This window comes from Paenibacillus riograndensis SBR5 (assembly GCF_000981585.1).
In the GTDB taxonomy this organism is placed as follows: Bacteria; Bacillota; Bacilli; order Paenibacillales; family Paenibacillaceae; genus Paenibacillus_AQ; species Paenibacillus_AQ riograndensis.
Window position 1 is genome coordinate 7,325,085 of the sequence record NZ_LN831776.1, and the last position, 14,711, is coordinate 7,339,795.

Below are 14,711 nucleotides of genomic sequence, written 5' to 3' on the forward strand. Positions count from 1 at the left end.
TTACTCCTTTCCTTTTTCCACATTCGTCGGAATGTGAATTACGATTGTTGTGCCTTGATTCTCGGCTGACAGGATCTCCATTCTTCCTTCGAGCAGTTCCACGCGTTCCCGCATGCCGACCAGCCCAAAGCTTTCGCGGTTTGCCTGTTCACTGGTTTTTTTCACATTGAAGCCTAATCCGTTATCCTTCACAACAATCTTGATCAGCTGGGCCTGATAGGTGATTTCCACCAATACGTAACTTGGAAAAGCATGCTTGGCCGCATTCGACAACGCCTCCTGCACCAGACGGTATACCGCTGCCTCCATGGCAGATGACAGCCTGTGCTCCTTGCCCCTTGTTTCAAAAGAGGTTCGGATTTTCGTCTTTTCCTCGTAATCATGCACGTATTTTCGAAGTGTCGGAATTAGTCCTAAATCGTCGAGCGCCATCGGGCGCAGATTAAAGATCACCTTCCGCATTTCCTCCAGGCTGTACCTTACCTGCCCTTTCAAGTCTAGTACTTCGTCCTGTACCAACCCAAATTCCTGCTTTACCAGCATTCTTTCTACAATTTCCGTCCTTAGGACTAGATTCGCCAGCATTTGAGCAGGACCGTCATGAATTTCCCGGGCAATTCTCTTCCGTTCCTCTTCCTGAGCCAGGATTATTTTTAGTCCGATCATCTGTCTGTTTTTCGCAGATTCGACAATTCTAGTCACTTGTCCTAGTTCTCCGGACAGATATTCCAAAACAACGCTCATTTGCGAACCGATGGATTCAGCACGCTCTACCGAATTTTCGACACTGCGGACACGCATCTGCAGTTCATCGCGCCTGCTCCGAAGATAGACCTCCCGCTCCCTGGTCATCATGAGCTCAAGCTGAAGTTCTGTTGCTTTCTCATAAGCGACCCGGATATCCTTCTCGGAGTAGCGGACAAAATCCCGGCTGACCTCTGTCAGCCGGATCCGGGAGCGGTGGTACTGAAGCTCCAGCTTGTCTACCTTTTGCAATGTTTCATCCGTTTCTTCCATAACCCGCTGCAGTTCTTTGGTGAGTGCAACAAGCTCATCCCGTGCAACCTGCAATATTTCAAATATCTGATACTTGCTGCTCTCCATCACGTCGATGGTATTCTTAATAACGCGATCTATCGCATCGGCTTGAAATTCCACGGATGCTTGCCCCATTTCTATCGGATCGTATTAAAGGCTTTCCTTCAATATTACCATATCACGATTCGATAGTTACGGTCTTCGTTTTCTGTTCCCATTTTACGGTTAATCCCAGCTGTTCCGAGACTAATCTTAGCGGTACTAAAGTCCTGCCCTGTAGGATTAAAGGCGCTACTTCAGCAGTTTGTCGTTTACCATTCAGTACAAATTCCTTTTTGTTAACCGTCAGGTCAAGCGCCTTGGCGCCACGGAGCACCATAATTTTCTTGGTGTTTTTATCCCATGCCGCACTGCCGCCAAAGGCATCCAACACCACTTTAATCGGCACATAGGTGCTTGCATCTTTGACAATCGGAGCCACATCGATCGCCTTCTTTGCACCGTTGACCGTTATGGACTTGGAGCCGATGCTCATTGCAGCGGTTCCCTTCGGAAGTCCGGCTTCACTGGAGAGCGAAGGCATTACGAACGATATATTGTCAAAAGCAACCGTACCTGTCTTGGCCCGCTCATCCTGGCCTTCTTCCACATTGACCACATACAGGCGCTTCAGCGCTGCCGGGAATTTGATGCCGGAGCCTGACAGATCAATATTTAGGCTCTTCCAGCCGTTCCAATCGATTACTTTGGCCAGATCGATATAGGATATTTTTCCGCTTCCGTCTACCACCTCAGCCCGAAGCCAGTTAAGACTCATATCCCCCATCACATCAAGCGACATGGAGGTTGCCGCAGCAGGAATGTTTTTGCCGCTGGTTCCATTAAGCTGGGCATAAGCGTACATCTTACCGCTGCCGGCTGTCATATCATAGCTGAGTGACAGCACTTTGGAGCCAGCCTTCTCTGCGCTGCCAGCCACCACTCCAGCTGTTCCGGTCACACCGTTAACATTGGATGTAAATGCAATAGGATAGCTTACGTTTTCGAAATTCTCCCATGGGGTGGACGCTGCTGCTGATAGTACAACTGCAGTGCTGAATCCGTCATAACGGGCGATAGCATAACCTGTCGTCACTCCAGGGTCTACCGAATCAACCGTCAATTTGCCGTCCTGAACACTGCCTTTAAAGCCAACAAGCTCCCATTTCAAGGATGCAGGCGGAACGGTAAGCGAGGCTCCATTTTCTGCTAAGGCTGTCACCGGCACTGATACTGATGCTCCGGGGGTGAGCGGCGCTGTAGCTGTCCCCACCGTCAGGCTGGATAAATTCTCACCACCCAGTACCGTTACCTCGGTCGAGGCGCTGGCTGCGCCGCTGGCAGCCTTTATTGTCGCTGTACCGGCTTTGACTGCAGTGGCTTCCCCGCCATTTACAGTTACACTGCCGTTGCTTGCAGTCCAGGAAGGGTTGCCTGCTGCTACATCAATTGGATTGTAGTAAGTATCATAACCTTTTAAAGAGTACGTTGCCTTTTGCCCGATCAGCAGTACTGTGCTGCCGCTAATCTTGATCCCTTTCACTTCCCCCTTGGGAGCCGAGGTATAGACACCCAGGCCATTGACGATACTGCGCTGTTCTGTGCCGTATTCAGTATTGAAGGTAAGTGTGGCAGAGGTTTCAGCAAGCGGGCGGTCTACCATCGTTGTAGAGCCGCCTCCATCCAGATTCATTCCTTTCCAGACACCGATGTTCGCCATGAAGTTTTGCAGCTCTGTCAGCGACATGCCGGCGCTGTTGGCATTATCCTCCACTGCGACCACGTACACATACTGTCCACTCTGCGAATAACCCAGTGCTGTACGGGCACGAAAGCCGCCGATACTGGAAGTCGAACGGGAAAAAGACGTCGCCTTTCCATCGTTCACCAGAATGGTATGCCCTCCGATCATCATCTGCAGGCTGGCCGGATCAAGCTCCTGCTGCGTGGATTTGGACTTCAGGGTGTAGACACTGCTGAGCTTTTGCCCTACAGCGAGGTGATTTTTCACAAACTGCGCCCCAAGCCCGTGTGTCCGCAAGATGTAGGCTCCTTTGGGAACAGCCATGGACAAGGCCTTATCTGCTGAAATCTGGGTAATGATATCATTCTCTACAAGCACCTCTGTCGGAGTAGTGGAGCTGTTCTTAGGACGCTCCAGCGCAGTCCAGGCATCTGTATAGATGTAAGCGGTATTAGCATGACTATACGTTGAACTCCCGTCCTCGGGGCTGTATGCCCCCTTATTGATGCCTGCCAGCGGAAACTGCGCTCCGTCCTCAGCAGTAAGCAGCCCCTCGAACGAATACTGGTCGATTACGGGCTTGCGGTCCTTGGTCACAGCAAAAGCATACATTCCGTTGAGCTGCGAAGGTGTAGATACTACAACCCCGCCGGATACCTGTCCCCCGATAGGGGCACCTTCACCGCCTGTATTGAAATAGTCGCCGTTTACCGCGGCTACCGCTCCGGTCTCCGCAGCCATGCCTCCGGTGCTTTGCCGTGTAGTTAATTTGCCGCCTTTGCCGGTCATTACATCTAGGGATACGTAAGGATTATTTAGATCTACGCGGATCACATCTGCCAGACCGGTCGCCTTTTTTCCGGAACGGACCGTTGTGAATTTATACTTCATCATAATAGCCCCTGAGGTAATAACCTCTTCACCCAGCTTGGTTACGTTCAGGGAGGAGGCTGCTTGGGCAACCGAGGTCGGTCCCGAAGCCCATTGCGGCAGCCCCTCACTGCCCAGGACAGGCATGATCCACAACACGCCGGCTAATGAGGCAGCAATCCATTTTTTAGCCGGCAGCTTATTCATTCCCCGTAACTGCTCTTCTTTTTTCTTCCCCATGAAAACTTCATTCATTTCAACGTAACTCTCCCATCTCTATTTTCAAATTTATGCGTCTTTCAGAGGCTGGAAACACGTTCCTAGTTTCCTGCTATACCTTTAATAGACTGATTTTGAGAGGAAAAGTTGCGAATATTACTAGACTCGGTCCAATTTGGCAGCTGGGTGAAAGGGTTCCCGGCATGCAAAGAGGCCCCGTATCCACGGAGCCTCAGTACAACATGATTTTCTTATAAATATCCGGCCATGGTAAGCATCCGCTGCAGCATAACTGCAGCTTGGGCACGTGTGGCATTCCCCTGGGGCTGGAATTCAGTGGTTGTCATACCCAAGATAATTCCTTGCTGCACAGCCTTCGCCACAAATTCGGCAGCCTGGTTCTGAATCTTGGAGCGGTCCTTAAATGCTACCAATGCGGTAGCAGAGGTTCCATTTAGGGTTATTGGACGTCCGGTGTACTCCATAGCCCGGATAATCATAATCGCCAGCTGCTCGCGGGTGATATTATCATTGGGGCGGAATGTTGCATCCGTATTTCCGGTAATAATCCCCGCTTTGGCGGCCGCACCAATATAATCACCGGTTTGTGTGGAAGGCTGCACATCTCTGAACCGCTGGGCCGTCTCGCGGCTCCCTAACAGTCCCAGCCCACGGCTCAGCATGACCGCAAATTCTGCACGGGTAATCTTCTGCTCAGGCTTGAAGGTGCTGCCATAGCTGCTGTCGATTATATTTTTGGCGGCAAGCTGGGATACAATAGCTTTGCTCCAATGGGTATTCATATCTGTAAAGCTCCGGGTCGAGAGGAATGTGCCCACGACCTGGTTGCCTATAGTACTGGCTGTAATCACCGTATAACTGCCAGCCGAACTCAGCTTGGTAGGGAGATAAGCGGCATCATAATAGGCAAGATCCAGCCGGGCCGCCGAAGCCTGGTCACTATTCAGCGTAGCTGTCGTACGGACCGCGTATTCTGCGGGTACGCTCAACGCGGTAGTGTTGGCATAATTGCTGCTCACCGCAGCGCTCAAGCGGATATCCATGAGTCCAGTGACGGTCTGAAGCCCCTGTGACTGGAGCTTTTGCTCGAACGGTGTAAAGGTTCCCGCAGGGACTTTTTCCAGCCGCAGCACAAGCGAAATGTTATTGCTGTCCGCAATCAAAGTCGCGGCAAGGCTGTTCATATTCACATCATTCAGCGCGAGACGGTATAAATGGTCGCCATGACGCAGAAGAAAAGCAGCCTTACTGTCACGGTTGACTGCATCCAGCAGCGGCTTGAGCGGCACGCTCACATAAGCTGACAAATCAGTTGAAGGCACCTCAAATGCTAATGCAGAAGTACCTTGTTTGTATACATAATCATAGCTGGCAGCCAGGCGTTCAGCGGTCAGGTTATATCTTTTTACAGATTGGCTGTATACTGAACGGTCATCTGCTGCTGTAGCGGAATCCGTTTTGAGCAGAGGATATTCTTTTCCAAACTCACTTGCTGCCAGCGTTCCCAGATATGATGGACGGCCTGCTGTTGAGGAATTCCCTGCCACCCCCGTCATATTCTGCACCGACAGCGCGGTGAAGGAAGTTAAAAGATTCCCGTTCTGATCCGAGATTGTCCCTGAACCTGACATGTAGGATAAATCAACCGTTTGACCGCTCTTCACAACACTGGATAACGTCAATTTAAGCGTACTGCCGGAGATGTAGTAGGATTGTATACCAACCGTGCTGCCGTCAAATCTGACTCCAAATTGATTGGCGTTCAGCCCTGAAGAAGCTTGCATGGTTTTGTTGAATGTCACCAGCAGTTCGTCGCCCGTTATTGTTGCTGAACTGATATCTGAAACCGTGGTTCCCGAAATGTTCACGGACTGCTGATTCAAATAGGGAGCGCGGTTACCGTTAAGATCGGCGATCCCCGTAGTCCCCGGTACATATGAAACTGTAGTCGGCTGATTAACCGCCAGCGCACTCTGGAGCGTCAAGGTGACTTGAGTGCCGCCTGCGGCTACTGCCGTAACGTAGTTAGGTTTACTGCCTACCAGGACGGAAAATTGGCTGTTCATTGGAAGACTGCCTGAGGATATTCCCTCGTTATACGTCAGTACAATTTTGTTGCCGGAACCGGCCGCACTCTGAAACACCGGTGGCACATTATCACCACTGTTGCGGATATAAAAATCACTGAAATTTGCTACACTCTGCCCATTCGTATCCGCTACGGGATAAGAACCCGCAGAATAAGATACACGGATAACCTGCGCGTTCGTTGCAGCGTTGTCTAAACTTAAATTCAACTTTGCACCACTCGATGATATTGCATTTGTCCCAAGAGAATAACCATCTGCATAGACGCTGAACTGGCTGTAGGCATTGGGATTGACTGCTTGCAGAGTATCATTAAAATTCAGCAATACGGTTTTCCCGGTAAGCGTCCCGTCCTTTATAGTAGTCAGTGCGGACTGGACTCCATTCGTTACCTGATACTGTGAGAAGGTACTGGCATTATTCCCGCTTAAATCCTGAATGGGGCGCAGCCCGCCTGAATAGCTGACTTTGATAACCTGGCCAACAGTAATCCCTGTACTCAATTTGATATAAATACTGTCTCCCTGGATAGAAATACTATCAATCGCGCGCTTCTCATCATTAACAGTAACTGCAAAGCTGGAGGGCAGCAGCGCTGCCTCCGTTTTCAGCGCCTCGTCATAAATCAGACGGATCGTGCGGTTATTATCCACCAGGGCCGTCTTGAGCACGGGAGCAGTCTTGTCCAGAGAATAGGTCTGGAAGCTCCAGGCATTTTTGCCGCTTAGTCCACCGTAGATCACTTGGCTGTTATTGGCATCCACAAAAGCGCCATTCGCAATATCCAAGTAGTACGTCGTATTATTATCAAACGCTGCAGCGGGAGTTACGATGAACTCTTTGGCTGAGGAACCCACTGAGAGGGTTGATTCCAGCTTCGTTCCATCGCCTTTATACAGAATTACCGGACCAGCCACCGCATTATTAAGAACAACATTCCGGTTAAAGGTAATTTTGATCGGCGGATTTAGACTTACCGATTCGCTGCGGTCTGCCGGAGAAAGGGCCTCGATGCCAAACCCCTTGACTTCACTTGTTGTATAACTCCATGTAAGCGGACCTGAAGCCGGGAACAAGTTTCCATCCTGGTCATGAAAGGCTCCTTGCGGCACAGTAACGGTATACATGGTCTTTTCCAACAGGGGATTCGCTTCTGAGGCCGCATCGATTGTAATTGTTGGCGTGCCGCCTCCGGTAACCGCTGTAGAATTGACGTTAAAATATCTTGTCCCCCCCGGATTGTTGGCCGGTGTCAGCGAGATCACTCCCGCATTCGGCATCATCGGACGGTCAAAACCTAGCTGAAGATCACTAGTAGGATTTACTCCAGTAGAGCCCCCGGCAGGAGAAACGTTGGCGCCTACTCCGGTGCTTTTGGCTGTGAAGCTCCACATGCTGCCGCTGGAAACCCCGGAAAATGTCCGATTCTCATCATCTTTTAACGCATAGTTATCAATCAATACATAATATGTACTTCCTGGATTCAGCTTACTGGCCAATGTCATACTTACAGAAGTGGTAGTCCCATCGGTCTGCACATTAACATTAGGTTCTCCGTCCCTGAATTTGAACTCCTGAACAAGCGTGTTATCTGCTGAAGAGATAAGTTTGGCGGACCCTCCGCCTTTTTGCAATTTTTTGCCCAGCTTGAAGCTTAACTGATTTAGGGCTGCAGAATCCGGCCGCGAGTTGTTCACCGGCGAGAACTCCGTTATCGATACTCCCTGGCTTGTTTCCGGAGAAGTGGTAAACTCCCAGGAAGCCGCTGATGACTCAGCTCCAGACCCGTCTTTGAACAATCCCTTAGGGATCGATACGGTATAGCTCTTGTTAGGCTCTAACGGCTTGTCAGCCCCCCATCTGATCTCATAGTAATTAGAGCTGCCGACCAGACCCAGAGTGCCAACAGATACAGTGACAAAGGGGTTCCCAGCCTGAGTTATCGTAATATCCCCGCTCTGCGGGTTTACCACACGGTCAAAACTCAAATTGATCGAGGAACCTAAGCTGATATTTTTTTCTCCTGCAGCCGGTGAAGTTGCCGACATTCCAAATTCGCCTGCAGCATAAACTGCCGGTGTCCCAAGTCCAAGTGATGGGGAGACAGTCCCCAAGAGCAAATCTCCTGCCAGAATGAGTGCTGCCCATATGGTAATTTTCCTTTTCATGTGGTGATAGACTCCTCTCAAGCCAAACTTTCGTTTTTACATATATTCTTTTATTTCGGTTAAAAGGCTTCCAAAGTTTAGAAGACGTCTCAGGCGAAACAAGGCAAATAGAAATCAGTGATTTTTCGGGCACGCAAAAAAACCCGCAGCAGCTGGCTCCAATGATCGAAGCGCTGTCCTGCGGGCCTGCATATAATAAGGAAGAAATTCTTATAAAAAACCTACAATAGCTTATAATCCAGCCTGACCCCTCAGCATTTCTGCTTTATCCACGCGCTCCCAAGGAAGATCAACATCCGTCCGTCCAAAATGACCATAAGCGGCCGTTTGTCTATAGCGTGGTTTGCGCAGATCCAGCATTGAGATAATACCGGCTGGCCGCAGATCAAAATTGCTGCTGATCAGCTCAGCCAGCTTTTCTTCACTGATTTTGCCTGTTCCGTATGTATCTACATTAATCGAGACAGGGTTAGCTACACCAATCGCATACGCCAATTGAATCTCGCATTTGTCAGCAAGCCCTGCAGCTACTAGATTCTTAGCCACATAACGCGCTGCATAAGCTGCGGAACGGTCGACTTTGGTCGGATCTTTCCCTGAAAAAGCCCCGCCTCCGTGACGGGCATACCCGCCATAGGTATCGACAATGATTTTGCGCCCGGTTAGACCGGCATCCCCTTGCGGACCGCCAATGACGAAACGGCCAGTAGGGTTAATGAAATATTTAGTGTTCTCGTCAAGCAGTTCAGACGGGACCACCGGCAAAATGACATATTCCTTAATATCCGCCTGAATTTGTTCAAGTGAGATTTCTTCGGCATGCTGGGTAGAGACAACTATCGTATCCACGCGCACCGGTCTTTCATTATCATATTCAATAGTGACCTGGGTTTTGCCGTCCGGACGCAAATAATTAAGCGTACCATCCTTGCGCACCTCAGAGAGGCGGCGGGCAATACGGTGAGACAAGGCAATGGGCAGCGGCATTAATTCAGGGGTTTCATTTGTCGCAAAACCAAACATCAGCCCTTGGTCACCCGCACCGATATTCGCCGTTTCTTCGGCAACCTGTGCAGGGTCACGATTTTCCAATGCAGCGTTTACACCTTGTGCGATATCGGCAGATTGCTCATTCAGCGAGGTCAACACTGCACAGGTATTGTAGTCAAAACCATATTTTGCGCGGGTGTAACCAATCTCCTTGAGGGTATTGCGTACAATTGCCGGGATATCTACATACTCCGACTTGGTGCTGATTTCCCCAATAACCAACACCAGACCGGTGGCAACAGCTACTTCGCAGGCTACACGGGCATTGGGATCATTAGCCAAAAATGCATCAAGGACAGCATCGGATATCTGATCACAGATTTTATCGGGATGCCCTTCTGTTACGGACTCTGAAGTAAACAAATGACGTCCTTTAATAGACAATACAACAACCTCCCATATTGTTAGTCTGACACTGTATAAGGGGATGCTTCAACGGCTGCCAGATCAGATGAATTGTGTGATAAAAGAACCGGCAGATCCGCTTTCAACTAGAATTTATCCATTCCCCAGACTCAATAATCATAGTTGATATTGTCAGATAAGTTCAAAAAATGAACCTTTTCCGATTGGAAAAGGTTTATGGCTTTCCACAAAAGTCATATTATCTTATTTACCGGATGGTGTCAATTCAACCCATTCTTATTTAAAAAGAGACTGTTCTGCCTGCTTCACAAGCCTCTTGGTAATTTCTCCTCCAACAGATCCATTGTCCCGGGAAGTGAGATGTCCCAGATATGGAGTACCATACCCTATCGAGCTGCCTGTCACCCCAAGCTCAGAAGCAAATTCAGTATCAGCCCCTCCGCCATAAGAAGCACCATATAAACCAAACTCAGAAGCAATCTCATACTGCATTTGTTTCAGCATAGCCCTGCTTTCCGGTACCACAGTGCGATTATTACGTGCCATGTCTATTGCACCTCCTGAAGATTTTAAGAATACAGGAGTATTGTGTGCCGGCATTGCTGCATTCAGTCGTATCAATCTTTGTTAGCAGTGGTAATGAGTGCCGCTCAGGTATGATTTTTGCTTAAACAGGCAACATTATTATAGAAATAGAAGCACTCCATGTCGAATCATAAGATAAAAATTATTTTAATGTATATCTACCACGAACCATTACGACAAGTCTTAAGGTCTGGCCATCTTGCACTTTAATCCCCCGCCCATCGCGAGGAAAAGATAACAGATGATTCATGGGAGCAGCTTGTCCATCGGCCAGATCCTTGCCATCGGTCAAATCAGCTACACCATTGGCCGCTTCCGAAAAAATCACGGCTTTGCCTGCACGTACAATAAATTCAGCACCGGCAGATCCAAATAAAGTCTGTCCTGGTTTGACATCTACAATCACAGCTTCGTTGCTGTTGGCAGGTGCAGATGTCTGTGGACTTGATGATGAAGTGGCCGTTGGTGCCGGAGATGCTGTGGCAGTGGCCGCAGGAGGGTTCGTTGCAGTTGTTCCGCCCCCTAATGCTTTCTGAATCTGTTGATCCACATAGCTCTTGGTGACAACCGGATCATCGGCGGTGCCCGGCTGATTCCCTACACTTGCGCCTTCTGCGGTAAGATTCATCAGTGATCCTGCCCATACGGCTCCACCCAACAAGACAACTGCCATCGATACTTTCATTGCTGGTTTCATTGCTTTCCTCCTTCAGGGATGGAAATGATTAAAAAAAAGAATAGCCTCCGAAGAGGCTATTCTTTGCTTCGGTAATACACGAGGAACAGTATTATTTACCGGATACTTCATTGAAGGAAGTGATTTTGTTTCCTTCAATGTCTTTGATGCTGTTTTCGTATCCTGTAGTAGGATCATTTTCTTTAACCTTAACTGTAATTGTGTTGATGTTGTTAGCGTTAAGGTCTTGAGCGCCAGCAGATGCGGAGGCATCAATATCCTTTTTATTGAATGTAACATACCATTTATCAGTGCTGTTACCAACCTTATCAAAGGTAAGCGGGGATACCAGCTTATCATTGATACGGAATTGCAGATCATCTGTCTGAATGTCTTTAACATTCTCAGAGAAGGTTACGATCAGTACAGCAGAATCCGAAGACGATACAGCAGCAGAGTTCAACTTAGGAGCTACTTTGTCAAGGAGTCTGATTGCTACTTCATTATGAGCTTCAGCACCGTTACCAGCAGTATCAGCTACACCGTTAGCCAAGAACTTATAGTCCTTAGTTTCACTGATCGAAGATTTAGGGATGTTGATAATTGCAACTCTTGTTGTGGCATTGTCAGCAGCGGATTCAAGTGTAACGAATGATCCTGTTGGCAATGCTTTACTGTCCATTGTGTAGCTGTTGTTATCAGTCAGAGAAGCAACGCTAATGCCTGCATTGTCAGTTACAGTTACTTTAACAATGTAGTCGTTGGTGTTTTCTCCACCATACACAATGCTTGTTACTTTAGGTCTTTCGGAATCGGAAGAAGTAGCGTTTCCTGTTACCGCCACAGTGGTTGCAGCCAGTTTATTTTTAGCAAAGCTAGCATCAACTACCAGGCCTTCTGGCAGACGCAGTGTATGTGCGCCTACAACACCACCCGGAGTAGCAAAGGTCAAAGATTTACCATCTTTAGATTTCGCAACTGGGGTAGAGCTGAGCGCTGTACCAACGCCTGTGGAATCTTTGATCAATGTAAGACCGGAAACTCCGGATACAGCATTAACTTCTTCAGAGAACTTAACAACCAGACCGCTGCCGCTCTTGTAAGTAATGCTTGTTACTGTTGGAGCTACAGTGTCTTTGTTGAAGGTAATAGGCTGAGTTACTGCAGTACCCAGGTTGTTACCAATGGTATCACGAACAGTTGCACCGAATACGATGCTACCGGAGAATGTACCAGTGGATGGCAACGAACCAAGTGGGCTAGTCAGTTTGAAAGTTTTGGTGTCGCTGGTAGTGTTAACTGTGAATACGCCTTTGCTTTCGCCATTGGCATCCAACAGACGAACATTACCTACCAAAGAGTTGTAATCCACTGCTTTGTTGAACACTACTTCAACTGTTTTGTCACCAATTGCAGTCACTTTTTGAACTACAGGTGCTTGCACATCAGAAGTTACCGTAACAGTTGTTTTAACTGGGTTAGGTGTAGCCAGGTTGCCAGCATAATCCGAAAGGTTAGTCAGGGACACATCATACGAAGTTCCGCTGTTCAACGTGCCAGTAGTCAGTGTTACTTCATCCAGTGGCTGGTAAGTATCACGGGAAACACTTGCAGACGCACCGTTAACATAAGCAATCAATCCAGCTGTTTTAACTGGCTCGCTCAGTTTAACGTATACTTTATTAGTAGTTGTTTTTGCAACAGAAGATACAGAAACTACTGTAGGTGCAACAGTATCAGCTACAGGCAACAATTGAGTGAAAGCAGGAATTGCTTCACCAGCAGTTGTTTTGATTGTGTCATTCACTACTACAGTATAGTTACCTTTCAGGAAAGTGTTTCCATCCAGGGAAATTGTAGCTTGAGTTGCGTCATCGCTGATAACAACCTTAGCATCTTTAGCTACATCAACTGTTTTGCCAACTTCAGTTACTTTAACTACACCTTCGATCAGAGTGTTAGTTTCAACCAAAGTATCTGGATCGATAGCACGGTTGAACTTAACAACCACTTGCTTGGAGTTAGGAGCTGTAACACTAACAACCTTAGGTGCTTGAAGTGTTACTTTTGCAGTGTAGTCTTTTTCAAGGTGCTTGAAGTTGATTGTAGTTTCAACGCCTGCTACCAGAGCAGTTGTCAGATCTACGTTTGCAGTTGTTTTATCAGAGAATGTTACAACTACTTTGGTTGGGCTTACTGCTTCAGCAGAAGCTACAGTCAGTGTAGGAGCTACAGTCTTTTGATCAACTGCATAAGCTGTTTCAACTACCAAAGAGCGAGTAGCGTTAGCTTTGAAGTTGGTGGTTTGAGCAACCAGACCAGCGTTGATAACTGCTTGAGCATAGCCCTTAGCCCATGCGGATGCGGAGTTATCAGTTGTAGATGGTTGTTCCAGTTTCAGAGCGCGGAACAATACAGCCGCTACTTCTTGAACTGTTACTTTACCGTTGTAGTTGAAGATACCTTTAACAGTATCTTGACCTTGCATATAACCAGCTGCAGTTACAGCTTCGATGTAAGGTACTGCCCAGTTGCTGGCTGTGTAACCTTTGTCTTTGTAAGACAATTTGCCGGTTACTTCAGTAAGACCGAACAATTTAGTAACGATCTTAGCGAATTCAGCGCGAGTCAGATCTTTTTCAAGATGTGCTTGACCGTCTGGGTAGCCGTTAAGGATACCTTTTGCTGCCAAAGCATCAAATTTTGCTTGTGGAGTTGTTGCAGTTTCACCAAACGCTACAGAGGCAAACATCGAGAATGCCATTGCTGTAGATAATGCTACGGATAAAATTTTCTTCATAACCTTTTTTTCTCCTCCTTGGACGTTCATGAACTGAGATTCTTCTTTAGTTGGGTAGCTCATGTCACTCATTAGCCGATGCACCCCCTTTCCCGAGTTGAGCATATTAAGTATAAATAATGTCTGTGACGGGTATCACAGAAACTTGTAAGCAGCTTCAAGGCATAGCAATACTAGATTCCTAATTCTACCTAAGTATTATACAATGTGCCTCAAGTCACGTAAAGCTAATTTTTCCATTTGGCGTTGTTATTCAATATCATGGTGATTAACAATGCCTTATGCAAGTGACTCTACATCTTAAACGCAGGAGTTTCTAGAAAGTTGCGCTTTGTTCAAAAAAAAATTTAAAATTATATTGCGACTGACCCCGTCCCAATTAGAAGAGACAATATGTATGTTCTACTAACTATTGTTAATGATGGGTGGCTACGGGAAACAGTATAGCATACAGACTTTCCAAACGTCATTAAGCAATATTTGTTAAGTAAATAAACATAATCATCCATTTTCAAACCATCTTACCTAATAGTTCTTCAGGACAAAACAAAAGGCGCCGTTTCCGGCGCCTTTATCTAAAGTCTAACGTATCTTCATGGATAGTTGAATCAGCTCCTGGCGTTTCTCAGGACTTGAATTGACATTCTCGTACATGGCATCTATTGCACCGCGGTTCTCCCGGTAGGTCTTCTCATGTTTGATCGTGGTATGCGACCATTCAATTAAAGCATTCTCTGCAGTTACAAGATCATTGTATGCATCATGGAACCCGGTAACCTGTACAAGCTCTTCCATAACCTCCTGCGTGATCTCCTGAAGTGCCCGTTTTGCAGCGATCTCCTTCTCCATTACCTTAGCTCTATTCTCAAACGAATTCTTTGCTTTCATGTAATCCAGCTGTGCTTTTGATAAAATCGGTTTCATCGATGGCTTTCACCTTTCAGAAAATATTATTTTCTAAGTTATTGTAACGTAAAATGGTGCAGATTACAAAGTTTATGTCGAAGACTTTGTAAATTAATTACAAACAACAGGCCCGCGTATAGC

General features: G+C 47.3%; 8 protein-coding genes. All 8 read right to left on the reverse strand.

The window, feature by feature from the left end; all coding sequences use genetic code 11:
* Positions 1–1,158, reverse strand: coding sequence for a sensor histidine kinase (locus PRIO_RS30975; RefSeq protein WP_025703624.1), 1,158 nt, complete (start codon positions 1,156–1,158; stop codon positions 1–3).
* A gap of 58 nt (positions 1,159–1,216) precedes the next feature.
* Positions 1,217–3,946: a stalk domain-containing protein gene (locus PRIO_RS30980; protein WP_020428491.1), complete on the reverse strand. Its 2,730-nt coding sequence runs from the start codon at positions 3,944–3,946 to the stop codon at positions 1,217–1,219.
* Between the two features lie 215 nt (positions 3,947–4,161).
* A complete protein-coding gene (locus PRIO_RS30985) occupies positions 4,162–8,187 on the reverse strand; it encodes an Ig-like domain-containing protein (protein ID WP_020428490.1) in 4,026 nt (1,341 codons plus the stop codon).
* A gap of 231 nt (positions 8,188–8,418) precedes the next feature.
* Positions 8,419–9,621 carry a methionine adenosyltransferase gene (gene metK / locus PRIO_RS30990; protein ID WP_020428489.1) on the reverse strand — a complete coding sequence of 401 codons (1,203 nt, stop codon included), beginning with the start codon at positions 9,619–9,621 and terminating at the stop codon, positions 8,419–8,421.
* Positions 9,622–9,879: 258 nt separating this feature from the next.
* On the reverse strand, positions 9,880–10,149 hold the full coding sequence (locus tag PRIO_RS30995) for an alpha/beta-type small acid-soluble spore protein (protein WP_020428488.1): 270 nt from the start codon (positions 10,147–10,149) through the stop codon (positions 9,880–9,882).
* Positions 10,150–10,330: 181 nt separating this feature from the next.
* Positions 10,331–10,885: a hypothetical protein gene (locus PRIO_RS31000; protein ID WP_046505974.1), complete on the reverse strand. Its 555-nt coding sequence runs from the start codon at positions 10,883–10,885 to the stop codon at positions 10,331–10,333.
* A 91-nt stretch (positions 10,886–10,976) separates the two neighbouring features.
* The gene (locus tag PRIO_RS31005; protein WP_046505976.1) at positions 10,977–13,736 is read right to left on the reverse strand and encodes an S-layer homology domain-containing protein; all 2,760 of its coding nucleotides are present in this window, start codon (positions 13,734–13,736) and stop codon (positions 10,977–10,979) included.
* A gap of 510 nt (positions 13,737–14,246) precedes the next feature.
* Positions 14,247–14,588: a hypothetical protein gene (locus tag PRIO_RS31010; RefSeq protein WP_020428484.1), complete on the reverse strand. Its 342-nt coding sequence runs from the start codon at positions 14,586–14,588 to the stop codon at positions 14,247–14,249.
* Positions 14,589–14,711 lie beyond the last annotated feature (123 nt).

Bases quoted from the DNA above. Each gene is read 5' to 3' on its own strand.
- PRIO_RS30995 (WP_020428488.1), bottom strand. From the start codon at position 10,149: ATGGCACGTAATAATCGCACTGTGGTACCGGAAAGCAGGGCTATGCTG.
- PRIO_RS30985 (WP_020428490.1), bottom strand. From the start codon at position 8,187: ATGAAAAGGAAAATTACCATATGGGCAGCACTCATTCTGGCAGGAGAT.
- PRIO_RS31000 (WP_046505974.1), bottom strand. From the start codon at position 10,885: ATGAAACCAGCAATGAAAGTATCGATGGCAGTTGTCTTGTTGGGTGGA.
- PRIO_RS31005 (WP_046505976.1), bottom strand. From the start codon at position 13,736: ATGAGTGACATGAGCTACCCAACTAAAGAAGAATCTCAGTTCATGAAC.
- PRIO_RS31010 (WP_020428484.1), bottom strand. From the start codon at position 14,588: ATGAAACCGATTTTATCAAAAGCACAGCTGGATTACATGAAAGCAAAG.
- PRIO_RS30980 (WP_020428491.1), bottom strand. From the start codon at position 3,946: ATGAATGAAGTTTTCATGGGGAAGAAAAAAGAAGAGCAGTTACGGGGA.